This window comes from Acinetobacter pittii ANC 4050, assembly GCF_000399685.1.
Classification (GTDB): domain Bacteria; phylum Pseudomonadota; class Gammaproteobacteria; order Pseudomonadales; family Moraxellaceae; genus Acinetobacter; species Acinetobacter pittii_E.
Map to the genome: position 1 here is coordinate 1,784,163 of NZ_KB976987.1, position 22,949 is coordinate 1,807,111.

Genomic DNA, 22,949 nt, shown 5'->3' on the forward strand with positions numbered 1-22,949 from the left:
ATATAGATTCTTAGATTAAATATTGAACATGACATCTACATGAAGAAAAACACCGAAACATTTGACTTGACCACATGAAGACTTAAAATACCGCATTTGAATTTCAATATTGCCAAGGTTATGTCGATCGATCAGTTAGAAACGCAAATTGCAGACTTAGACAATTTGCCTGAACACCGTGAAATTGTGACGTTTATGCGTCGTTCAGCACCCCTTAATACGTCTCAACGCACGGCATTAGAACAACATCGCGATTTAATTTTGGAATATCCTGTTGGTGACTTACGCCAACACTTCGAACATCCAGAACGTCCTTTAACTGTTGAAATCGGTTTTGGTATGGGTCGTTCATTAGTGCTTATGGCAAAAGCAAACCCTGAACGTAACTATGTGGGTATTGAAGTCCACGTACCTGGTATTGCTCAGTGTCTTTATGAAGCTGGTATGGCAGAACTTAAAAACTTACGTGTACTTGATGCAGACGCAATTCAGGTTTTACGTGAAATGCCAGACAACAGTATTAACTGCGTACAACTTTACTTCCCAGACCCTTGGCAAAAGAAACGTCATTTCAAACGCCGTTTTGTTATTCATGAACGTATGCAATTGGTTGAACAGAAACTTGAGCTTGGTGGCACATTCCACGCAGCAACAGATTGGGAACCGTATGCGGAATGGATGCTTGATATTTTAGATAATCGTCCAGATCTTGAGAACTTGGCGGGTAAAGGCAACAGTTACCCTCGTCCAGATTGGCGCCCAGTGACTAAGTTCGAACGCCGTGGCATCGAGTCAGGTCATAAAATTAATGACTTTATCTTTAAGAAGATTAAGTAAATAATAAAAAAGGCTTAGTCATAAACTAGGCCTTTTTATTTTAAAACCAATCTAGTGAAAAAGTAGAATTAAAAATTAGCTGAGCATAAAGAGTTAAATGAAAATAACTTTTGAATTATTAGTTATATAAATATAATAATAACCATCATTTTAACCAAACAGAAAATAACAATGAAGCTTTTCACATTTCTAATTTGCATAATTGTCTCAAGTGGCTGCTTTGCCTCAACTCAAGAAGACTTTGAACTTAAATATTACAAGTTAATGGAACGATACATTCAAACACAATCGGACAGAAATCAAATCATTTCCACAGAAGCAAAAACTGAGCAAGAAGATCTTGTTAGGTCTAATAAACTCAAAGCTCTTGATTGCAAAGGATGGAAAGAAAATATTGAACTTTTTGACTTTATCTTAAGTAGATTTAAAGAATATGAATCAGCCTCAGAAGAGGTTAGAACAATGGGATATACTAAAGAAAATCTACAGGAGGATTCTGAATGGCTGCGTGAGCAATTACACAAGCCAGAGAACCAATGTAGATAAACCAAAATTCAAAAAACCGCCGAAGTGCGGTTTTTTATTACCTGATAAAAGCGGATACAGACAACTTAAGGAGCGGATGCTCATTTTGTTTCCAAGTAACTCTTGAGGTATGTTAAATCCTTCTTTAATTCACCCTCAAAACAAAAAACTCACAAGCAATATAATTTTCTTTAAATACCACTTTATTTATTCTCTAGACTTATTAATATTCATAAATCATGTTAAAGATATAAGAATGAACGCTTCACTAACTAATTACTTAAACTCACGAAAAGTCAGAAAACAATATGTTAAAAATTTTAGGGCGCGATAACTCCATTAATGTTCGCAAAGTCTTATGGCTGTGTGACGAACTAAATCTTGAATATGAAAGAGAAGATTGGGGACGAGGCTTTCGCTCTGCTCAATCACCTGAATATTTACAATTAAACCCAAATGGACAAATTCCTGTTGTTTTAGATGGCGATTTAGTCCTTTGGCAGTCCAACAGTATTATCCGTTATTTGGCAAATGCTTACGATAAAGAGCAGCAGCTTTACCCTACTCAAGCAAAAGAAAGATTCTTTGTTGACCAGTGGATTGATTGGCAAGCGATCGAGCTGAATAACAGCTGGACCTATACGATTATGTCTCTCTTGAGACACTCACCAGATCATCAAGATCCAAATTTATTACAACAAGGTATTGATGACTGGAATCATCATATGCAGATTCTTGATCAACAACTCGCAAAAACTCAGGCTTATGTTGCAGGCTCACAATTTAGCTTAGCCGATATTCCAATTGGGCTGTCTGTACAACGTTGGAAAGCCACTCCTTTTGACCATCCAACGCTTAAGCATGTCGATCAATATTTTGAACTGTTAAATCAACGTGCGGGTTTCTTAAAATGGGGCAATAACGGCGAACCTTAATTTTGAACAAGCCTTAGTCCGAGTGATGGCGCTTTACGATGCCATCACTTAAAAGTTGATACACCTGTTTTAAATCATCCCGCTCTGCTTGAGCTAATAAATCTTGATGCATTGCTAAGATGTTTTGATCGCCTCGCATTGCAGGCCCTGTTTGCATTTGCTTTGGATCATTTTCAGTGGCTTTTTTTGCTGTTTCCACAATTAAAGGATAAAGCAAGCTAAAGTCGACCTGCTCTTTATCTACAATCTGCTTTGCCATGTCAAAACAATAATTACTAAAATTACAAGCAAACACAGCTGCCAAATGCAAAGTTAAACGCTGTTTTGAGGTGTATTGATACACTCGACCACTTAGGCTATTTGCTAAATCTACAAGTATTGCTTGATCCGCATCTGTTACCGCTTCAACAAATAAAGGCGTTGCCGACCAATTAACTTCTCTTTCAAAGCTAAATGTCTGTAATGGATAAAATACCCCTGCTTTTTCATGCACATGACTGATGACTTCAATATCTGTGCTACCAGAGGTGTGCACTATAAGTGTTTCAGGAAATAACTCATGAACCTGTTTTGCAAGCTCTGCAATTGCGCTATCTGAAACTGTCAGAATAATTAACTCAGTCTGTTGAAATTCGCGAAGAGACTGGCAGGCTTTTGCTTGGATTTTCTCTGCAAATTTCTGGGTCTTCTCAAAATCACGCGCATAGACTTGTACGATGTGATGACCTTGAGCCAAAAGTACTTTTGCCAAATGAAAGGCAACTCGCCCACTTCCCACCAAACTGATTTTCATATCAATCCAACACTATTTGTTTCAACAAAAAAGCTTCTCAAAATGAGAAGCTTTTTTCAAATTAAAATAACTAATTTTTAATTCATCAGAGCATTATTGAGCTACTGAAAACTCGATACGACGGTTTTTAAAACGCCCTTCTTCTGTCGTGTTCTCTGCAACTGGTTGATCAGAGCCATGACCTTGTGCAACTAATTTAGACCCATCTACACCTTTAGATGTTAAATAGTCGACCACAGCTTGAGCACGGCGTTGTGATAAAGCTTTATTTGCCGCAGCATTACCAGTCGAGTCAGTATGACCGCCTACATTTAATTTCACACCGCTTACTTTATTTAAAAGTGTTGCAGCTTGATCAAGAATAGCTTTGTTATCTGCCGGAATGTCACTAGAGCCACTCGCAAAATTAATGATTTGCAAGTTAAGCGCTTTCACTAACGCATTTACATCGACATTGTTCGGGTCAATTGAGCCCAAAGCAGTTTGCGAAGCAGTTAAGCTATTACTTACAGACTGTTCAGTTGTTTCTGGTGCTGTAGAAACGACTTCAGTGTGAGGAACAAGTGCTTTTACTTTTGCGGTTAATGCTGCTAAAGCTGCTGCATCACCTGCTTTCAAAGTAATTTTGTCACCTATCCATTCTAAAGATGCATTTGGCACACCTTTTAATGCACCAAGTACGCCCGCCAGCGCATCTTTGTCTGTAAATCCAGCCGCATAAGTTTGACTAGTATCCACATTACAATCTTGAGTTGATGAGAAAACTTGCTTAACTTGGGTTTGTAATGTTGCTAAGAATCCTTGATCACCAATACCTGCCTGACACTGGCTCACAGCACCTTTATCATCTGTACTTAAAGTTAAACTCGCAGGCGCGGCTGCAGTAGTTGCTTCAACACCACTAGCAGCCGTAGGTTCAGGTGCTGGTACAGCTTCTTTATGCTGGCAAGAACGCCATAACCAAGCAATGATAAGACCCAAAATAATTAAGGCAATAATAGGGAGGAACCCACGAGATTTGCCTGTTTTTTCACTGGCTGCAGCTAATGGCGGGGCTGCTGAAGTTGCATGTGGAACTGAAGATAAACCTGCACCAAGTCCTAAAGGAGCTAATAGACCTACTGCCCATCCCGGTAAATGCGAACGAATAGTTTCTGCGTGCTGACGTAAATAATTCACAATACTCTGTTGATCATTTCCGGCAACCTCCGAAATTGCATTAAGGCTAGGTTTAATTGCACTGTTGAGTGTGCTTTCGATTTCATTATTTGGTGCTGTACCACTTAAATGAGTCAGTACAGTATTCTTGATTTGGTCATTATGAGAAAAAAGGTCTGATAACGAGGGAGCCAAACTATTTTTTAATTGTCCAATAAGATCAGGTTTAGCAGCTAATAATGAAAGTAAAATAGGATAAAACTTAGATAAAGCATTCGATTTTTCGCCTAGGTATCCGTCCTGGTTATTTAATAATGTTGATGATACTTTTTCTTTAAGCAGTTCTATAGGGTTTATCGACATTGATTATTCTCCCGAATCTTATAAGTCGTAACCAGCAACTTTTGATTATTCAAATACTTCTCTTTGCTGATAGTTTTTTATTCTAATCTGTGCTCAATCTTTTGTTGTTTTTTAAATAATTTATATACAAATTTCCATCTATTATTTACAAAACAGGTAGACCTCATTGATCTACCTGTTTATATTTTAAATTTAATTTAACTAAGCGTTTGATCAGTTAGCAAAAGTTTGAAGTACTTTACCCGTAAGGTTTTGACCCAATAATGGGGTGTTTTTCCCTTGTGATAAAATAGTTTCTTTGCTTACCGTCCAACTTAATTCAGGATCTACTAATACCCATCCTGCTTCATCTTTCCAACGCGTAGTCATATTAGCCACCTGCGCAGGCACGCTAGTCACTTTTTCAACCCACTCTAAAGGTTCGAATAAACCTTCATTAATAAGCTGAATACCTAAAGATACATAGGTATCAAAAGCGGTAATGCCCGGTTGAGTTTCAGCAAACGGCGCCATTTTTGCAGAACTACTTAAAGGCTCATGATGCGTACAAATCGCATCAATCACACCTTCTTTTAAGCCTTGACGTAAAAGTTCTTTATCTTGCTCAGAACGCAATGGTGGACGAACATGCGCAAGCGAATTGAAACCATCCGTTAAATGTTCAGTTAAATGCAACTGATGCATTGCGACATCGGCAGTTACAGGTAAACCTTTTGCTTTTGCTGCACGAATTAATTCAACTGATGCACCACAAGACAACAAACCAAAGTGCGCTTTTACACCAGTTGCTTCAATCATAAGCAAATATTTTGCAATTGCCACAGTTTCAGCAATTGCCGGAATCATTGGCAAACCTTGGCGAGAAGCAATAAAGCCTTCGTGTGCACATCCGTCTTTAGCAATTTGAGGTTCTTCTGCATAAAACACGACTGTTAAACCGAGACCCGCTGCGTATTCCAAGGTACGAATAACGACATCATCATTTTCAAAAGCAGCATTTGCGTTAGAAACAGCAGTACAACCACCCTTTTTCAAGCCTGCCATATTCGCTGGTTGTTTCCCATTTAAACCTTGTGTTTGGGCACCAATGATATGCATGTGAATCCCCCCATCATGCCATGCCTTTTCAATCAAGCCATGAATGAGAGCACCATTGTCTTGTACAATCGGCTTTGAGTCAGGTGGAGTAATGACATGCAAAATACCATTGCTACGTGCTGCCTTGCCTTCCGACTTTAATGTCCCATGCTGTTGTTGACCTGGTTCACGTAAACGCGCGCACAAATCAACCATGGTTGGCATTAACCATTTACCTTGTCCATCAATAGTTTGTTCAACTTGCTCTACCGGAGCAATCAACTTGCCATTTTCAAGATATACAGTTTGTACGCTATCTGTTTTCTGGATTGGGTCTAACACACGTACATTTTCAATTTTTACAATACTCATGTGATCCATTCCTTACAACGTAATCGCTTCAATTAAACCTTGCTCTTGGAGTTGGCCTTGCATTGATAACGCCAATACGGCCATACGAACTGCAATACCATTAGTTACTTGTTTCAAAATAACTGACTGGTCTCCATCAGCAACACTTGAATCAATTTCTACACCACGATTCATCGGTCCCGGGTGCATTACAATACAGTCCGGTTTAGCTAAACCAAGACGTTCTTTGTTTAAACCATACATTCTGTAAAATTCAGACTGTGAAGATAATGCTGGAGAGTCAATACGCTCATTTTGAATACGTAAAGCAATAATTACATCACAATCTGCAATTCCAGCATCCATGTTGTTAAATAAGCGAACATGCTCGCCATATTCAGAAAAGCCCACCGGCAATAATGTATTCGGTGCAATCACACGAATATCTTTACAGCCTAACGTTTGCAGTGCAGCCACATCTGAACGTGCAACACGAGAGTGTTTAATGTCACCAATAATGGCAACGCTTAAATCTTCAAATGGTTTTTTAGTTTCACGGCGAATAGTCAGCATATCGAGCATCGCTTGCGTTGGATGTGCATGACGGCCATCCCCTGCATTAATAATTGCGACTTTTGGACATACATCTTTAGCAATGAAATGTGCAGCACCCGAAGATGAATGGCGAACAACAAAAATATCCGCTGCCATTGCTTCAAGGTTCCAGAGCGTATCACGCAGAGTTTCACCTTTTGAAGTACTTGAACGTGCAATATCAATGTTCAATACATTGGCAGACAAACGTTTAGCTGCTGCTTCAAAAGTAGTACGGGTACGGGTGGAGTTTTCAAAGAAGAGATTCATAACCGTTAATCCCTCTAAGAGCGGACGGTTAATTAAATTATTATTATCATCTAAAAAGCTTTGTGCGGTATCTAAAATCTTGGTGAGGTTTTCTTTTGAAAGTCCCTCAATCGTTAAAAAATGTTTCAAATTTCCGTCTTGATTGAGCTGAACCTGGCTCGGTTGATGCAACGCTGCAATATGCATAATGGATTCCTATGGGTCGAATCGCGAAAACGTGCATAGTGTAGCTGAATTCCGCTCTTTTCGCAGAAGAACTTTACAGAATAAGGCCCTAAATTGACCAGAAAACTTAGAACCTTATTGGCAATTACCTTAATGCACCAATGTAATGGTGTGGAACTTGTGCCCGATAAATATCTTCGGCGGTAATTTCCGACTCTTCTTCGACTCTCCCAACAGCAATTTTTTCTTTTTGAGAAGGCTCAGATATTGTATCAAGCAACGATTTCAATCGCTCAACACATCGTTTTAATTCGTCATCTTCAGTTTCTAGTGCAAGCGCAATGACATATTTGGCATAATCTTTGTTTTGAACCATGTACATTGCATCTATTACCCGCCCCGTCACTCTACGCATGCGTACATAGATCTGTGTGGCTACCGAGAAAGCATCTGCATTGGCAATAAAACCATTCCCCATCATGTCTTTCATTTATTATTACCCCATCACTTTAAAATAATAAAATGGTTAAAAAATAGCTTTGTTTGTTAAATAAATAACCATTGATGGGATAGAGTTAGCAAAATACATACCACTTTTACTGTATTAATCTATAAAAATCAGTTTATTGGTTGGATTGTGATAGGTTGCAATAATTTAAAAACCTTTACACATCAAAATAAGTTAAACTTTGCATCGTTAATATTTATATGTTTTGGTCAATCGAGTTTATGAATACCTCTTTACGTTTAAACCACTATTGGATTACTTGTGCTGATGGTTTAGAAACCCTCTTACAAGAAGAAATAGAACAGCTTGGCACCAAAGTGACAGAACGTAAAGCAGGACGTTTAATCATTGAAGGAACGCTTGAACATGCTTACCGCATCTGTATGTGGTCACGTCTTGCTTCTCGTGTTTTACTTCCAATTCATACTTATGAACTTGAACATACACACGATGCACGTGATGTAGCTGAAGAGCTTTATGAAGGTGCAATTAGCTTTGACTGGTCACTTATTTTTGCACCACAAAGTACTTTTGCAATTCGTTTACATGCAGAGCGTGAAATTAAGGTTAACACTCAATTTGCAACACTTCGAGCAAAAGATGGTGTTGTCGATTCCTTTATGGAAGCTGTAGGTCGTCGTCCAAGCATTGACACCAAACAACCAGAAATTACGCTCTATGTTTTAGCAGGTAAAACTGAACATACCTACTGCCTAGATTTATCTGGTGATTCATTACATAAACGTGGTTACCGTCGTTATATGACGGATGCACCAATTAAAGAAAACCTTGCTGCGGCAATCTTACAAAAAGCTCAGCTTCAGCAACGTAAGCCAGAGATCGTGCTCGACCCAATGTGTGGTTCAGGTACATTTATTATTGAAGCATTAATGATTTTGACTGACCGTGCACCAGGACTTGTTCGCCGTTTTGGTTTTAATGGTTGGCATGGTCATGACCGCGAACTTTGGCTTTCACTTAAAGCTGAAGCAGCAGAACGTCATGAAAAAGCGCTAGAATTACCTTTACCTAAATTTTATGCCTACGATGCAGATTGGGAAGCGGTAAAAGCGACTCGTGAAAATATTATTGCGGCGGGCTTTGAAAAAGTATTAGGTCAAATTCAAATTGAAGAACGTACTTTAGCTGACTGGCCTGATTTTTCTACTGAAGGCAAAACTGCATTTATTGTGACAAACCCTCCATACGGTGAACGTTTAGGTGATAAAGCATCTAACCGCTCTCTTTACTTAGGTTTATCTGCACTTTTACAAAAACATTTCCCAAATCAATATGCAGCTATTATTGCAGCTCAAATTGAACAAGCCGATGTTTTAGCATTTGAAGCGCCTGAAACCTTGCGTTTAATGAATGGTAAGTTACCGATTTACATTCGTTTTGGTTCAATTAAGCCAGAAAAAGTAACTCAGCCATTTTTAGCAACTTGGCAAGCTCAACCTATTGAAATGGAAGAAGCTCAAGATTTTGCTAACCGTCTGCAAAAAAATATGACTGCCTTGAAAAAATGGGCAACCAAAGAAAATGTTTATTGCTTACGTTTGTATGATGCGGACTTACCTGACTTTAATGTCGCTGTAGATTTATATGGTGATCGCTTACATGTTCAGGAATATGCACCACCAAAAACGATCGATCCTGAAAAAGCAAAAAAACGTTTTAATTTGGCACTCGCTGCGATTCGTGCTGTTACCGGTTTAAACCGCGATGCCATCTTTATTAAGACGCGTGCGCGCCAAACAGGTACTAATCAATATACGAAACAAAGCACAGCTTCAAAACGCTTTATCGTTCAAGAAGGTAAAGCTAAAATTTTAGTGAATCTAACAGATTACCTAGATACAGGTTTATTCCTTGACCACCGTCAAATGCGTTTACGTATTGCTCAAGAAGCTCGTGGTAAGCACTTCTTGAACTTATATAGTTATACGTCTACAGCAAGCTTACATGCTGCTTTAGGCGGTGCTGCAAGTACGACAAGTGTAGACTTATCTAATACCTACTTAAGCTGGTCAAAAGAAAACTTCGTTTTAAACGGTCTTACTGTAGATCATGCAGATGAACAGCACATGTTCTTTGCGAGCGACTGTTTTGAATGGTTAAAAGAAGGTCATGAACAATACGATCTTATTTTTATCGATCCACCGACATTCTCAAACTCTAAAAAATTCTATGGTACTTTCGACGTCCAACGCGACCATGTTTCACTCATTAAACGTGCAATGAACCGATTAAACAGTGAAGGAACGCTCTATTTCTCAAACAACTATCGTGGTTTTGAAATGGATGAAGAGATTGAAGCTATTTTTCAGGTTGAAGAAATCACTTCTGAAACGATTGGACTTGATTTTAAACGTAATCAGAAAATCCACCGTGCATGGAAAATCCAGCATCCTGGTCTAGATCAATATTAATAAGATTAGAGGTTATTATTACTTCACGGTAATAATAACCTCACCATGAACATTTTTTGATTCAAAATCATATTTGGTAAATCGGTCTGCTCTTTCCGGTAACGCAATCATTTCCAGTTTCTTCTTTTCTTTACTATCTAGCACATGATTCTGTTTTTGTTCTTGATAAGGAGAAAGTACGCTCGTTCTAAGCGCATCCCATCGAACTTGTTGTAAATAGTTATCGCCCAATGCCTGACGTGCTTGTTGTTGTTCTACCATAGGTTTTTTAGCATCATCTTGAGCTTTTGCAATAATCACAGGCAAAGCAGCATTCACTGCCCCTGTCTGTGTCGCTAATGCCCCTTCACTCAGAGGCTGTGCTGCCAAAACATTCATTGGTATCAGCGTAATAAGGCCTAAAACACACAGCGCAGATCCTTGTTTATTGTTCATTGCATCTATCCTAAATTGTTATTGTTCGTTATATCGAACAAAATTAACAATTTTTTAAACATGTCGCAATCTTATAAATAGACTTCCCGACCATTAACATTGATCATTTTAAAACCTGAAATATTTCACACGTATTTTGTGAAGATTCACGTTGTTTTATAGATTTTTATCTTAGGCCTGTACATCAGTACCAACTCTATAGAAAATAAAAAAAGAGAATATGTTTCCATATTCTCTTTTCGGTTTTAGCAGAAAAAGCTTAGCTGAGTTTCATTTTATCGAAGACCAAATGCCCATTTTCGCCTTTAACTAAAATAGTATCACCTGCAACAAAATCTCCCGACAAGATTTTTTGAGCTAATGTGTTTTCAATCTGTTGTTGAATCGCACGTTTTAATGGACGCGCGCCATAGACAGGGTCGAAACCAGCATCAATCAATAAATCAAAGGCAGTGTCATCTACAGTTAAACTCATATCACGATCAACAAGACGCGAACGTAATCGATCCAACTGAATATCGGCAATGCCACGAATTTGTGCTTTTTTGAGTGAATGGAAAATCACAAGCTCATCAATCCGGTTAATAAATTCCGGACGGAAATGCTGACTTACCGCATTCATTACAATAGTACGCACTTCATCGTCTGTTGCCCCCTCACCTAGTTCACGTACATCTTGTGAACCTAAGTTAGAGGTCATCACAATGACCGTATTTTTAAAGTCGACTACTCGACCTTGTGAGTCTGTTAAGCGTCCATCATCCAACACTTGTAGCAAGATATTGAAGACATCTGGATGCGCTTTTTCAACCTCATCAAACAACACCACACTATAGGGTTTACGGCGAACAGCTTCAGTTAAAACACCACCTTCTTCATAACCCACATAACCCGGAGGTGCACCCACCAAACGGCTCACCGAATGTTTCTCCATGAATTCACTCATGTCGATACGAATCATGGCATCATCACTGTCAAACAAGAAGTTAGCCAGTGCTTTGGTCAATTCTGTTTTACCAACACCAGTTGGACCCAAGAATAAGAATGAACCACTAGGACGATTCGGGTCAGACAAGCCTGCACGTGAACGACGAACCGCATTCGATACAGCTACGACCGCTTCATCCTGTCCAACAACACGGTCATGTAAAAACTCTTCCATATTAAGAAGTTTTTCACGCTCGCCTTGCATCATTTTAGCAACCGGAATTCCTGTTGCAGCACTAACAACTTCAGCAATTTCATTTTCAGTTACTTTAGTACGAATGAGTTTTGGCTCTTCGTTCTCTTCTGCAACTTCATCTTGCTCCAGTTGTTTTTGAAGCTCTGGAATTACGCCATACTGTAAACGTGCTGCCTCAGCCAAATCACCTTCACGCTGAGCTTTCTCAAAAGCAATACGGGCTTTATCAAGTTCAACCTGAGCCTGTTTAGTACCTTCTACCAAAGTTTTTTCAGACTTCCAGATTTCTTCAAGATCGTTGTATTCTTTCTCGACTTCAGCAATCTGTTTTTCAAGATGAGTGACTTCAGCTTTGCTGCCGACATCTTCATCTTTTTTCACCGCTTCCAATTGCATTTTTAACTGAATTAAACGGCGATCAAGTTTATCAAGCGCTTCAGGTTTAGAGTCAATCTCCATTTTAATACGAGAAGCTGCCTCATCAATCAAATCAATTGCCTTGTCCGGTAATTGACGGTCGGTGATATAGCGATGAGACATTTTCGCCGCAGCAATAATCGCAGAGTCTAAAATTTGCACACCATGGTGAGTGGCATATTTCTCTTTTAGACCACGCAAAATTGCAATCGTATCTTCAACACTTGGTTCATCAACCAGTACTTTTTGGAAACGACGCTCTAAGGCCGCATCTTTTTCAATATATTGGCGATATTCATCTAAGGTTGTTGCACCCACACAGCGCAATTCACCACGAGCCAACGCAGGTTTTAACATATTCCCTGCATCCATCGCGCCATCACCTTTACCTGCACCTACGAGTGTATGTAACTCATCAATAAACAGGATGATTTCGCCTTCGTGTTTTGCCAAGTCTTTTAAAACAGCTTTTAAACGTTCTTCAAACTCACCACGATATTTAGCACCAGCCAGTAATGAACCTAAGTCGAGGGATAAAACACGTTTATTTTTTAATCCCTCTGGCACTTCACCATTCACAATACGCTGTGCCAAACCTTCAACAATCGCGGTTTTACCTACACCCGGCTCACCAATAAGAACAGGGTTGTTTTTGGTACGACGCGATAACACCTGAATGGTACGGCGAATTTCATCATCACGCCCAATAACAGGATCAAGTTTTCCAGATAAAGCCCGCTCAGTTAAATCAATCGTATATTTATTAAGTGAGTCACGTTGGTCTTCGTGATTATTACTCATGACTTTGTCATTACCTCGAATATGTTCAATTACTTTACGTAGACTGTCGGGAGTTACACCTACCGCACTTAAAATATTTTTAGTTTCGCCAGTCTCTGCCAAGCCTAATAAAACCCAGTCAGTTGATAAAAATTCATCACCTGCTTTTTGCGCATATCTGTCTGCCAAATTAAGCGCTTTAACCGCTTCTGGGTTTAAGTTGACATCACCTGTTGGATTGGCAATAGTCGGCGCATCTTTTATAGCTTGCTCAAGCTTTTGTTTAAGTTCAGGTAAGCGCGCACCTGCTTGTTGCAACAAACTAATATTTGATGGCTCTTCTAATAAGGTAGACAAAATATGAATACCTGCAATAGCAGTATGGTCTTTACCCATCGCTAAAGATTGAGCATCTGAGAGGGCTTGCTGCAAGCGGTTTGTAAATTTTTCAAAACGCATTCTTGTTATTCCTCACAACAAATTTGTACTTGTCTAATAGATGGGAACACTTCTTCGGATTTCAAATAAATTTTTATATATTTTTCATAATGTTATATAAATAACAATGAGTAAAACTCCATTATAATATGGGATTGTTTTGTATATATTTCAAGTACAGTTCAGCTACATTTTATTAAAATGCTTGATTATTTAAATTCATGCTTATTCGCACTGCACTTTTCACAAAGTCTTCATTGAGAATTTAATGATTAAGCTTTAGTTTATCTGGCTAGTTTCCTACTCGTTTTGAAATGAAAAATGCACTTTAAACACATTATATTAACAACAACTTGTCTTTTTACTTCGGCACTGGCAATCGCTCAGCTTCCACAAGATTCCAGAAGACCCGGTGGAATTGCAGTTGTTCCTCTAAGTGCTGATATTACTCAGGTCACTTTTCAACAAAAGCCCGTTTTAATCAGTCAAGAAGGTCAGCAACGTTATGCTGTATTTGGCATTCCGTTGTCTACTCCAATCGGCAGTATTCAGCTCGACACGAATAAAGCTCCGATTCAAGTAGAAGTTAAGTCTTATCCTTACGCTGAACAACGAATTAAAGTCACTAACCAAGATTATGTGAACCCTAATCAAAGTCAGTTAGACCGTTACGCTCAAGAAGCTAAAGCACAAAATGATGTATATACCTCATTTACACAAAGTTCATGGCAAACCCTACCAACATTTATACGCCCGACTTCAGGGAAATTTACCAACTCTTTTGGAAGAAAACGCTTTTTTAATGGTGAAGAACGCGCGCCCCACTCAGGTTTGGATATTCCAGCACCAGTAGGACAAAAAGTAGTGGCTCCTGCAAATGGTGTGGTTATCCAAACTGGATCTTATTTTTTTAATGGACAAACCGTTTTGATTGACCATGGCCAAGGTCTAGTCAGCATGTTCTGCCATTTAAGCGCAATTAAAGTAGAGAAAGGCCAACACATCCGCCAAGGAGAAACACTAGGTTTAGTGGGCAAAACTGGACGTGTGACAGGCCCTCATCTGCATTGGGGCATGAGTCTTAATAATGCTCGGGTAGATCCTCAGCTTTTTCTAAATACAGCCCGTTAATTTAAAGCTTTACGAAAATACTTTGGCGCCTCGATATAGCCTTCTCTTAGGTAAAATTGATGTGCCAAAGGTCTTTGCATACCAGAATGAAGTTCCATTCTGTCACAACCACGTTGTCTTGCTAACCTTTCTGCTTCTTGCACCAGTAAATGTCCCACTCCTTTGCTACGCATCTTCTCGTCAACGCATAGATAACATATTTTGGCAAAGTCACCTTGCAAAGCTATTTGCGGAATAAAGTAGAGAGATAAAAAACCACAAATTTTATCCTCCTCTTCAGCAACTAAAATTTTTGAGTTAGAGTCATTATTTAATAATTCAAATTTTTTTTGAATAAGAGTGAGAGGTTTTAGATATCCCATCTGTTTAAGTAAATCACATATTGCTTGAGTATCTTCCGATTTCGCAAAACGAATATTCACTTTTATTCTCCTTGTTATTTTTTAGTTATTTTTGACAATAAAAAAGCCAACTCTCATGTCAGCTTCTTTTAATTACTAGCTATCAAAAAACTGCCTTATTCTGCTTCAATAATTTCGAAGTCATGTGTAATTTCCACGCCACCATCAGAAAGCATTTTACTCGCTGAACAATATTTCTCGGCAGACAATTCAACTGCTTTTGCGACCTGCTTTTCTTTCACAGCTTTACCAGTTACCACAAAATGTAAGTGGATTTTAGTAAAGACAGCCGGAATTGCGTCAGCGCGCTCAGCTTTTAAGTTACATACAACATTCGTCACATCTTGACGAGATTTTTTTAAAATGGTCACAATATCAAACGAAGCACACCCACCAAGTCCCATTAATAGCAGCTCCATAGGACGTGGGCCACGGTTTTCACCACCATACTCAGGTGAGCCGTCCATGATGATACTATGCCCACTATCCGATTTCGCTTCAAAAGCAACATTCTCTAGCCAATGTACACTTGTTTGCATTGCAACTACCCAAAAAAAATTATAAATTTAAGCAGGGTCTGTTGACATTTCATCTATGGATTGCGTTATAGCTAAAAATTAATCCAAATAAGACGCAAAACCCAGACAATGGCAATCCTTTGTCCAGTTTTGTAATAAAGTTTGTGAAATTTCAGCCATAATCTGAGTTGCAATTAAAGCAGCGCAGGCATAGCGCAAGACCAAGTTATTTTGTACGTTCCATTGTTAAGATCTATTTATTTAGAATGGCTAAATTTCATAGTTCTTATTTGGTACGTCTAAAAGAATTGTCTTATGTCGCAACCATCTGTGAAATGTCAACAGGCCCTTGTTTTGTACACTAACATAAAATGAGTTGATAAGGAATTTCATCTCTTCTGTGTAATAGCTCATCTCGAGCTTGTGTGAATTGTTTACCCTATTCGGAACATATTAAGCATGACTTCAAATTTTTCACAACTCAGCACAGATGCTTTATCTCCGGGGCAACTACCTGAATCCGTTAAAGCATTGTTAAAACGTGCTCACATCAACAGATATCCAAAACGAACCACAATTGTTGATGCCGGAACAGAGTCAAAATCTTTATATTTAATTTTAAAAGGCTCAGTTTCAATTATTTTACGTGAAGATGATGAACGTGAAATTGTTGTCGCATATTTGAATCCGGGCGATTTCTTTGGGGAAATGGGGCTTTTCGAACCGAACCCTCAACGTACAGCCGAAGTTCGTACTCGTGATGTCTGTGAAATTGCAGAAATTTCATATGACAACTTCCACGAACTTAGCAAACAATATCCAGATTTAAGTTATGCTGTTTTTGCACAATTAGTTCGCCGTCTAAAAAATACGACACGTAAAATGACAGATCTTGCTTTCATTGATGTGTCTGGTCGTATTGCACGTTGTTTAATCGATCTATCTTCTCAGCCAGAAGCAATGATTTTGCCGAATGGTCGTCAAATTCGTATTACTCGTCAAGAAATTGGCCGTATTGTTGGATGCTCACGTGAGATGGTTGGCCGTGTACTCAAAACCTTAGAAGATCAAGGTATGATCCAAACTGATGGTAAAGCTATTCTTATTTTTGATGCTTCATTAGAAGAAAACCCTGTTTCTGATGATGACTACGACGATGAAGAATAATATTCTTTAAATTTTTAATAAAAAGCAAACTTCGGTTTGCTTTTTTTATATGCAACAATGAGTTAATACACAAAACTTACAAACTATTCTAATTTTATGATTTAAGTTGAATACATATTTTCCGTTAGGCTAACTCAAAATTTCCAAGGATTTCGCTGTATGCAATTTAACCCACTTAGTCGCACAGGCCTTAAACTTCCAGAAATTTGTTTAGGCACCATGACATTTGGCGAGCAAAACTCCCAACAAGAAGCTTTTGAACAACTCAATTACGCCTTGGCACATGGTTTATATTTTTGGGATACGGCAGAGATGTATTCTGTTCCACCCAAACCGGAAACCTACGGCGCAACTGAAACGATTATTGGCAATTGGTTTGCTCAGCACGGACAACGAGACAAAGTCTTTCTTGCATCTAAAATTGCAGGCCCAGGCTTTGGAGGAACCCACATCCGAGAAGGCCATACCCGCTTTAACAGCGACCATATCGCCAAAGCCCTAGATGGTTCACTTAAACGCCTCCAAACGGACTATATCGATCTTTATCAACTGCATTGGCCTGAACGTCATACCAACTTTTTTGGTACGCTCGCTTATGGTAACCAACAAGCACAAAATGATTACGACATAACACCTCTAGAAGAAACATTACTCGCTCTACAAGAAGAAATTAATCGCGGACGCATTCGCTATATTGGTTTATCAAATGAAACCCCTTGGGGCACTATGAAATTTTTACATTTGGCCGAAAAGCTAGGTGTAAGTAAATTCGTAAGTGTTCAAAACCCATATAGTCTTCTCAACCGCACCTATGAAATAGGTATGGCAGAGATTGCTAAATATGAAGATGTCGGCTTGCTCGCCTACTCTCCTCTGGCTTTTGGTTACTTAACTGGCAAGTTTAGAAATGGAGCTCGCCCTGCTAATGCTCGTGTAACACTATTTCCGCGTTTTAGCCGCTACAGTAATCCTCAAAGCGAATGGGCAACTGAACAATATGCGCAGCTAGCAGAAAAGCATGGGCTAAGTTTGACTCAGATGGCTTTAGCTTTTATTAAACAACAGTTCTTTGTGACCAGTACAATTATTGGTGCCACGAATTTAGCTCAACTTAAAGAAAATATTCAGGCATTTGAAATTGAGTTACCTAGTGAAGTTCTAAAAGGTATTGAAGCCATCCATACCCAACAGCCCAACCCTGCGCCTTAAATAAAAAACGGATGCTGAAGCATCCGTTTTCTTAATCTATAAAGAATTTTATAACTTATCTACGGCTATTATAAACTGCCATTGCTGCAGGTAAGTTTTTACGCATATCACCAATACGTTGAGCGTTTGATGGGTGAGTAGACAAGAAAGATGATCCACTGCCTTCAAGTTTGTTCATTTTTTCCCAAAGCGTAATCGCTGCATTTGGGTTATAGCCTGCACGCGCCATTAACATTAAACCGCCTTGGTCAGCACGGCTTTCCAAACTACGAGAATATGGCAGCCCCACACCCACTTGTGTGCCTAACTGAGCCGCAGCCGTCCCTAGTTGACCCACATTCCCACCATTAATCTGACTTAAGCCAATATTTAATGCTAAATCAGTTAAAGCTTGAGCACCAATTTTACTTTTCGCATGCTCTTCCAAGGCGTGAGTCATTTCATGGCCCATAACAGCCGCGATTTCAGCATCTGTCAGGTTCAGTTTATTCACAATACCTGTATAGAACACTACCTTACCACCAGGTGCAACGTAGGCGTTAATTGTATCTGATTTCAACACCGCTAACTGCCAGCTAAATGGCTGACCAGTCTGATTCATCTGGTTTGCATATGGTTTTAAACGGTTGAATACAGCATTAATACGGTTATATGTACTAGAACTTGTATCGAGAGCACCCTTACCACGTGCTTCCTGCACCATCTTATTAAAACCTTGAGCAGATTGGGCATTTAAGGTTGCAGTATCTGCACCGGCCATGTCTGCTACTGTTGCACAGCCAGAAATGGTCATCACACTTGCTGCACACAAGCTTAAAAAGAGTTTTTTATTCATAACATGGATCACCTAATCGATAAAAAGCTGTTTATTCTTTTGCACTTATTATAAGAAATACCATTCATGCTTTGAATGTCTGATTTCTTCATGATCATAGTATTTATGTAACGATCAAGTCGATAAAGTCATTAAATAAATCCAGAAAATTAAACAGATTATATTTAAACCCAGATAAACATGACTTAAGGTCTTAACTTTGTCTTCAAGATTAGAACTTTGCCTTTTCCAGAGTAAATAACTATTTTGTATGAGGACGACAGGAATTAACACGCATGCGAACAAAACTGACAAGCTCATAAAAGCAGTCATAAAGAAATCTTCATGATATTTTTGCCCATAAATCACCAACATCGCTAGTGTGGGTGAACCTCCAATAGCAAATAAAAAAGAATAGAAAATTGTTTTTGAAATAGTTGGTTGCAGCTTCATCCTGAGCCCATCATTCCTTATCTATATAGAACGTTTTAATCTGAATCTGATAAAACGAAAACTGCACTTTAGTCGGGTATAAAAAAGCCCCCTGTTAGGAGGCCTTTTTAATCTTTGCTAATTAAGCAGAGAATGGATGACGTAAAACAATTGTTTCTGCACGGTCTGGACCAGTTGAAACGATATCAATCGGACATTCGATTAATTGTTCAATACGCTTAACATAAGCCAAAGCATTTGCTGGTAATTGGTCGATACTAGTTAAACCAACAGTTGACTCACTCCAACCCGGCATAGTTTCGTAAATTGGCTTCAAGCATTCAAAAGAAACCGCATCTGAAGAACCTACACAACCTGAATCCGTATTTTCATAACCCACACAGATTTTCACTTCTTCTAAACCATCTAAAACGTCAAGTTTAGTTAAGCAAATACCTGAAAGAGAGTTTACATCTACAGAACGGCGAAGAATTTCAGCATCAAACCAACCACAACGACGTTGACGACCAGTAGAAGCACCAAATTCATGACCAACCGTACCTAGGTGTTTACCAATTGGGTCACCAGAATCAGCCGCTGCATCGTAAACCAATTCAGTTGGGAATGGACCAGCACCTACACGTGTTGTATAAGCTTTAGTAATACCTAATACATAATCAAGATGTAAAGGTCCCATACCTGAACCAGCGCTTACGCCACCAGCAGTTGTATTTGAGCTTGTAACATACGGGTAAGTACCGTGGTCGATGTCTAGAAGTGAGCCTTGAGCACCTTCAAACATTACCGCTTTACCTTCTTTGCGATAGTCATGCAACACTTTAGTCACATCAATCACTAATGGAGCAAGAACTTCACGCCACTGGTTGCAAAGAGCTAATACATCTTCAAATTTAACTGCTTCTACACCGTAGAACTGAGTTAATTGGAAGTTATGTAACTCAAGCATTTCTTGGAGTTTTTCTTCTAATGCTGCACCACCACGAACAAGGTCAGCAACACGCACTGCACGGCGAGCTACTTTATCTTCGTAAGCAGGACCAATACCACGACCTGTAGTACCGATTTTAGCGTTACCACGTTTCTTTTCACGTGCCTGATCAAGTGCAATATGGTTAGGCAAAATGAGTGGACAGTTTGGAGAAATACGTAGACGTTCTTTAACAGGAACACCTTCCGCTTCCAAAATTCCCATTTCTTCAATTAACGCGGCTGGTGAAAGTACTACACCATTACCAATTAAGCACAATACGTTTTCACGTAAAATACCTGATGGAATGAGGTGCAAAACAGTCTTTTTACCACCTACGACAAGAGTATGACCTGCGTTATGTCCGCCTTGATAACGTACTACCGCAGCCGCCTGGTCTGTGAGCAGGTCGACGATTTTACCTTTACCTTCGTCGCCCCATTGGGTACCAAGTACCACAACATTTTTGCCCATAATAGCCTCATTACATCATGCTGTTAAAATTGAAAACCACCAGTAAAAAAACTTACCGTTGGCGATTAAATCTTTTCAATATTCCATTGTCCATTTTGCGACACGAATTGATGGGTCGCATATGGAATAGAACTTAAATCATCATTACCCAACAATTGAACGACACGTAAACCTTGAGCACGTGCATTCGAAATTGCTGAGAGTAAATCCTGTTCTGAACCTTTTGGAGCAACAACAGTTTCGATTTCGGCGAACTGATTTGCACCTAAAGCATATAAATCACAACTGAAGCCAGTAGCAGGACGTGCGCGGCCAAAGTGCTCACCAATACCATCGTAACGACCACCCTGTGCTAAAGGTGCAGCACGGTTCGGTGCATAGACTGCATACATTAAGCCAGTGTGATAGTGATAACTGCGTAGCTCTACAACATCAATACCGATATTGAGATTTGGCCAACGACCTTTAATTTGCGCAAGCGTTGTTTTAAGTGCATCTAACGCTGACTTAAATTCAGCATCTTGTAAGATGTTTGCACTTAAATTCGCCTGTAATGCTTCTAGATCACTAGAATAGCGGCCAAGCGCATAAAAATCAGAACCCATATTAAGGTTTTGAGTAAATTCAGCTAACTCTGGTAATGCTTTTCTTTGATAAAGATCCGAAAGCTCACGCTCTTCATTTTTTGACAGGCCAGCATACTTTACTAAACTGCGGAACAACCCTACATGGCCCAAATCTAGATGCGCGCCTTGTAGAGTATAGATGTTCTCAATCAACCCCAGCATAACATCGACCATTTCGACATCAGCTTCGATACTGTCATGCCCGTATAACTCTGCACCCAATTGTAGAGGTGCACGCGTGGCATTAAAATTTTGTGGTTTAGTATGTAATACAGTCCCTGAATAACAGTAACGTGCAACGCCTTCAACTGGTCTTACATGTGCATCGATACGTGCAACTTGTGGCGTCATATCAGCACGAACACCGAGTAAACGGCCTGAGAGCTGATCAATGACCTTAAAAGTTACTAAATCCAAGTCTTGATTTGATTCTGATAATGAAGACAACGATTCGATGTATTCAATAAATGGTGTATATACCAATTGATAACCTCGTACCGCGAGGAAATCTAAAGCTTCACGGCGAAGTTTTTCAATGACTTGTGCCTGTTCCGGCAATACATCTGCTACCCCGTCAGGCAGCAACCATGTCTCTGAAATGGTCATATTTCAAGCCTAAAATCTGATCAACGTGGAACGACCCCACATAAAAAAATCGGGAACACACCCGATTTCTCTTAGTGTAGCATGATACTTTCTGCCATGCACCTGACAATTTGCATAAATCTTTCTTAATAAACTCTAAAGTCAAAAAGAAGATTTTATGAATTAACAAGAATATTCAATACCTTATTCTGCTTCACTCACATTATAGGCAAAAGTTCTTCGACCAAAGAATGGGCCAATATCTGAACTATCACCTGGTTGCCAGTTAACTAAATTTAATCTTTGAATAGCTTGAGCTGCTTGAGTATTAAAAGCAAAACAACCTTTTTCAAGATTTGCGATTTTTAGCTTTTGTTTGAAAGCAATTAATGAGTGCACCTCATTAAGCGGGTTATCATCGGCAGAATATAGATGAGACTTCTCATAAGCTAAATTTCTATCAGCATCCCACCGACTACTTGATATAAAATTAATAAAAAAAGCAGACTGGTTATTATTATTTCCCAATGCGCTTTGAATATCACCTGTTTCTAAGTTTTCTAAAACAGTTAAGTTATAGCCGTACCACTGTGAATTTAGAAGCCTAAAATACTTTTTATCTGAACCTAGGTTATTATATCTTTCGATAATTTTCTGCTTTTTCTCACTAAACGATGGATTTGAATCAAAACCAGATATATCTGAAATATAAGATTGATTCCATTGAGTCTCTTTTAAACGATAACAATAACTATTTTTTGGAAATCTAACATTCTTATAGTTTTGATAAAATTCAATTAAATTTTTATCAAGTTGATTATGAAGACCAGTTTCTAGATTTTTATTTTCTTTATAGCCCGGCAATACACGGTCAAAGATATTTTCACCATCCAACTTCACAATTTCAAACTTTAAATTCTTTTTCAAATCAGGGGTTAATTCATAAGTCCAACTGCTAGATGTTAACCTTTTCACAATATTGGTTTGTAAGGTCCCTTTATTTAAAATTTTCTTTTCAGTTAAAACCTCAGTTTCTAACGGCTGGTTATGTGACTTTGCAAAGAAGATTTCATTATTCTTAATTGAATATTGAGTAATTTCAAAAGAATCACTAAAGATACCTGCGGAAATATCAGAAGGTTGATAATAAACTTGGTAAATTTTGTCTTCTTTTTCTAAATTATTTTCAGCTTGATCATGGGTATTTTGATCTGAGCCTTCACCACCACAAGCAGCTAAAATAATAGTAGATGTAAAAATTAAAAAACCACTTATTTTTTTTGAGTTAAATTTCATATGAACTCTATAATTAAAATTTTAATGTTTGCGAATCATACAAATAG

At 38.8% G+C, this 22,949-nt stretch carries 22 protein-coding genes; 7 read left to right on the plus strand and 15 right to left on the minus strand.

Going from position 1 to position 22,949, the window contains the following annotated elements; translation table 11 throughout:
• Positions 1-120: 120 nt before the first annotated feature.
• The 3 genes from trmB (at position 121) to yliJ (ending at position 2,297) form a co-directional block, all read left to right on the plus strand.
• A complete protein-coding gene (trmB, locus tag F931_RS12230; RefSeq protein ID WP_016141670.1) occupies positions 121-837 on the plus strand; it encodes a tRNA (guanosine(46)-N7)-methyltransferase TrmB in 717 nt (238 codons plus the stop codon).
• 171 nt (positions 838-1,008) lie between these two features.
• Positions 1,009-1,383 (plus strand): hypothetical protein, encoded by a 375-nt coding sequence (locus tag F931_RS12235; RefSeq protein WP_016141671.1) that lies wholly within the window; start codon positions 1,009-1,011, stop codon positions 1,381-1,383.
• A gap of 287 nt (positions 1,384-1,670) precedes the next feature.
• Positions 1,671-2,297 carry a glutathione S-transferase family protein gene (yliJ, locus tag F931_RS12240; RefSeq protein WP_016141672.1) on the plus strand — a complete coding sequence of 209 codons (627 nt, stop codon included), beginning with the start codon at positions 1,671-1,673 and terminating at the stop codon, positions 2,295-2,297.
• A 13-nt stretch (positions 2,298-2,310) separates the two neighbouring features.
• Here the strand turns inward: yliJ and F931_RS12245 are convergent, their stop codons facing one another.
• The 5 genes from F931_RS12245 to F931_RS12265 all read right to left on the minus strand — a co-directional run bounded on the left by F931_RS12245 (position 2,311) and on the right by F931_RS12265 (position 7,558).
• Entirely contained in the window at positions 2,311-3,090 is a 780-nt protein-coding gene (locus F931_RS12245; protein WP_016141673.1) for a Rossmann-like and DUF2520 domain-containing protein, read from the minus strand.
• Between the two features lie 93 nt (positions 3,091-3,183).
• Positions 3,184-4,611, minus strand: coding sequence for an OmpA family protein (locus tag F931_RS12250; protein WP_016141674.1), 1,428 nt, complete (start codon positions 4,609-4,611; stop codon positions 3,184-3,186).
• 213 nt (positions 4,612-4,824) lie between these two features.
• Positions 4,825-6,060, minus strand: a complete 1,236-nt coding sequence (gene pyrX, locus F931_RS12255) for a dihydroorotase (RefSeq protein WP_016141675.1) — start codon at positions 6,058-6,060, stop codon at positions 4,825-4,827.
• A 12-nt stretch (positions 6,061-6,072) separates the two neighbouring features.
• Entirely contained in the window at positions 6,073-7,089 is a 1,017-nt protein-coding gene (gene pyrB, locus F931_RS12260; RefSeq protein ID WP_016141676.1) for an aspartate carbamoyltransferase catalytic subunit, read from the minus strand.
• Between the two features lie 124 nt (positions 7,090-7,213).
• A complete protein-coding gene (locus tag F931_RS12265) occupies positions 7,214-7,558 on the minus strand; it encodes a hypothetical protein (protein ID WP_016141677.1) in 345 nt (114 codons plus the stop codon).
• A gap of 239 nt (positions 7,559-7,797) precedes the next feature.
• On the opposite strand from F931_RS12265, the gene rlmKL reads away from it, so the two are divergent.
• Positions 7,798-10,008: a bifunctional 23S rRNA (guanine(2069)-N(7))-methyltransferase RlmK/23S rRNA (guanine(2445)-N(2))-methyltransferase RlmL gene (rlmKL, locus tag F931_RS12270; protein WP_025470350.1), complete on the plus strand. Its 2,211-nt coding sequence runs from the start codon at positions 7,798-7,800 to the stop codon at positions 10,006-10,008.
• An 18-nt stretch (positions 10,009-10,026) separates the two neighbouring features.
• Here rlmKL and F931_RS12275 read toward each other — a convergent pair whose 3' ends face one another.
• Both F931_RS12275 and clpB read right to left on the minus strand, forming a co-directional pair.
• Positions 10,027-10,443, minus strand: coding sequence for a hypothetical protein (locus F931_RS12275; RefSeq protein WP_016141679.1), 417 nt, complete (start codon positions 10,441-10,443; stop codon positions 10,027-10,029).
• Positions 10,444-10,702: 259 nt separating this feature from the next.
• The gene (gene clpB / locus F931_RS12280; RefSeq protein ID WP_005070314.1) at positions 10,703-13,282 is read right to left on the minus strand and encodes an ATP-dependent chaperone ClpB; all 2,580 of its coding nucleotides are present in this window, start codon (positions 13,280-13,282) and stop codon (positions 10,703-10,705) included.
• A 300-nt stretch (positions 13,283-13,582) separates the two neighbouring features.
• On the opposite strand from clpB, the gene F931_RS12285 reads away from it, so the two are divergent.
• Positions 13,583-14,392, plus strand: a complete 810-nt coding sequence (locus F931_RS12285) for a peptidoglycan DD-metalloendopeptidase family protein (protein ID WP_016141680.1) — start codon at positions 13,583-13,585, stop codon at positions 14,390-14,392.
• On the opposite strand, the gene F931_RS12290 is transcribed toward F931_RS12285, so the two are convergent.
• From F931_RS12290 to F931_RS22095, 3 genes are all read right to left on the minus strand, one after another.
• Positions 14,389-14,814, minus strand: coding sequence for a GNAT family N-acetyltransferase (locus tag F931_RS12290; protein ID WP_016141681.1), 426 nt, complete (start codon positions 14,812-14,814; stop codon positions 14,389-14,391). The two genes, F931_RS12285 and F931_RS12290, sit on opposite strands and share 4 nt — an antisense overlap.
• A gap of 95 nt (positions 14,815-14,909) precedes the next feature.
• Complete coding sequence (locus tag F931_RS12295; RefSeq protein ID WP_009388411.1) at positions 14,910-15,332, minus strand: OsmC family protein; 423 nt, start codon at positions 15,330-15,332, stop codon at positions 14,910-14,912.
• A gap of 78 nt (positions 15,333-15,410) precedes the next feature.
• Positions 15,411-15,530: a hypothetical protein gene (locus tag F931_RS22095; protein ID WP_002121587.1), complete on the minus strand. Its 120-nt coding sequence runs from the start codon at positions 15,528-15,530 to the stop codon at positions 15,411-15,413.
• Between the two features lie 240 nt (positions 15,531-15,770).
• On the opposite strand from F931_RS22095, the gene crp reads away from it, so the two are divergent.
• Positions 15,771-16,478, plus strand: a complete 708-nt coding sequence (gene crp / locus F931_RS12300; protein ID WP_016141682.1) for a cAMP-activated global transcriptional regulator CRP — start codon at positions 15,771-15,773, stop codon at positions 16,476-16,478.
• A gap of 159 nt (positions 16,479-16,637) precedes the next feature.
• A complete protein-coding gene (gene tas / locus F931_RS12305; RefSeq protein WP_016141683.1) occupies positions 16,638-17,687 on the plus strand; it encodes an NADP(H)-dependent aldo-keto reductase in 1,050 nt (349 codons plus the stop codon).
• A gap of 55 nt (positions 17,688-17,742) precedes the next feature.
• Here the strand turns inward: tas and F931_RS12310 are convergent, their stop codons facing one another.
• From F931_RS12310 to F931_RS12330, 5 genes are all read right to left on the minus strand, one after another.
• Complete coding sequence (locus F931_RS12310) at positions 17,743-18,522, minus strand: M48 family metallopeptidase (RefSeq protein WP_016141684.1); 780 nt, start codon at positions 18,520-18,522, stop codon at positions 17,743-17,745.
• A 114-nt stretch (positions 18,523-18,636) separates the two neighbouring features.
• The gene (locus F931_RS12315; protein ID WP_016141685.1) at positions 18,637-18,954 is read right to left on the minus strand and encodes a hypothetical protein; all 318 of its coding nucleotides are present in this window, start codon (positions 18,952-18,954) and stop codon (positions 18,637-18,639) included.
• Positions 18,955-19,075: 121 nt separating this feature from the next.
• Positions 19,076-20,395, minus strand: a complete 1,320-nt coding sequence (gene purA / locus F931_RS12320) for an adenylosuccinate synthase (protein ID WP_016141686.1) — start codon at positions 20,393-20,395, stop codon at positions 19,076-19,078.
• A 65-nt stretch (positions 20,396-20,460) separates the two neighbouring features.
• Positions 20,461-21,627: an ATP phosphoribosyltransferase regulatory subunit gene (hisZ, locus tag F931_RS12325; protein ID WP_016141687.1), complete on the minus strand. Its 1,167-nt coding sequence runs from the start codon at positions 21,625-21,627 to the stop codon at positions 20,461-20,463.
• A gap of 183 nt (positions 21,628-21,810) precedes the next feature.
• Positions 21,811-22,902 (minus strand): hypothetical protein, encoded by a 1,092-nt coding sequence (locus F931_RS12330; RefSeq protein WP_016141688.1) that lies wholly within the window; start codon positions 22,900-22,902, stop codon positions 21,811-21,813.
• Positions 22,903-22,949: the final 47 nt, after the last annotated feature.

Coding starts and splice junctions, on each gene's coding strand:
- trmB (WP_016141670.1), top strand. CDS start 121: ATGTCGATCGATCAGTTAGAAACGCAAATTGCAGACTTAGACAATTTG.
- F931_RS12235 (WP_016141671.1), top strand. CDS start 1,009: ATGAAGCTTTTCACATTTCTAATTTGCATAATTGTCTCAAGTGGCTGC.
- yliJ (WP_016141672.1), top strand. CDS start 1,671: ATGTTAAAAATTTTAGGGCGCGATAACTCCATTAATGTTCGCAAAGTC.
- F931_RS12245 (WP_016141673.1), bottom strand. CDS start 3,090: ATGAAAATCAGTTTGGTGGGAAGTGGGCGAGTTGCCTTTCATTTGGCA.
- F931_RS12250 (WP_016141674.1), bottom strand. CDS start 4,611: ATGTCGATAAACCCTATAGAACTGCTTAAAGAAAAAGTATCATCAACA.
- pyrX (WP_016141675.1), bottom strand. CDS start 6,060: ATGAGTATTGTAAAAATTGAAAATGTACGTGTGTTAGACCCAATCCAG.
- pyrB (WP_016141676.1), bottom strand. CDS start 7,089: ATGCATATTGCAGCGTTGCATCAACCGAGCCAGGTTCAGCTCAATCAA.
- F931_RS12265 (WP_016141677.1), bottom strand. CDS start 7,558: ATGAAAGACATGATGGGGAATGGTTTTATTGCCAATGCAGATGCTTTC.
- rlmKL (WP_025470350.1), top strand. CDS start 7,798: ATGAATACCTCTTTACGTTTAAACCACTATTGGATTACTTGTGCTGAT.
- F931_RS12275 (WP_016141679.1), bottom strand. CDS start 10,443: ATGAACAATAAACAAGGATCTGCGCTGTGTGTTTTAGGCCTTATTACG.
- clpB (WP_005070314.1), bottom strand. CDS start 13,282: ATGCGTTTTGAAAAATTTACAAACCGCTTGCAGCAAGCCCTCTCAGAT.
- F931_RS12285 (WP_016141680.1), top strand. CDS start 13,583: ATGCACTTTAAACACATTATATTAACAACAACTTGTCTTTTTACTTCG.
- F931_RS12295 (WP_009388411.1), bottom strand. CDS start 15,332: ATGCAAACAAGTGTACATTGGCTAGAGAATGTTGCTTTTGAAGCGAAA.
- crp (WP_016141682.1), top strand. CDS start 15,771: ATGACTTCAAATTTTTCACAACTCAGCACAGATGCTTTATCTCCGGGG.
- tas (WP_016141683.1), top strand. CDS start 16,638: ATGCAATTTAACCCACTTAGTCGCACAGGCCTTAAACTTCCAGAAATT.
- F931_RS12310 (WP_016141684.1), bottom strand. CDS start 18,522: ATGAATAAAAAACTCTTTTTAAGCTTGTGTGCAGCAAGTGTGATGACC.
- F931_RS12315 (WP_016141685.1), bottom strand. CDS start 18,954: ATGAAGCTGCAACCAACTATTTCAAAAACAATTTTCTATTCTTTTTTA.
- purA (WP_016141686.1), bottom strand. CDS start 20,395: ATGGGCAAAAATGTTGTGGTACTTGGTACCCAATGGGGCGACGAAGGT.
- hisZ (WP_016141687.1), bottom strand. CDS start 21,627: ATGACCATTTCAGAGACATGGTTGCTGCCTGACGGGGTAGCAGATGTA.
- F931_RS12330 (WP_016141688.1), bottom strand. CDS start 22,902: ATGAAATTTAACTCAAAAAAAATAAGTGGTTTTTTAATTTTTACATCT.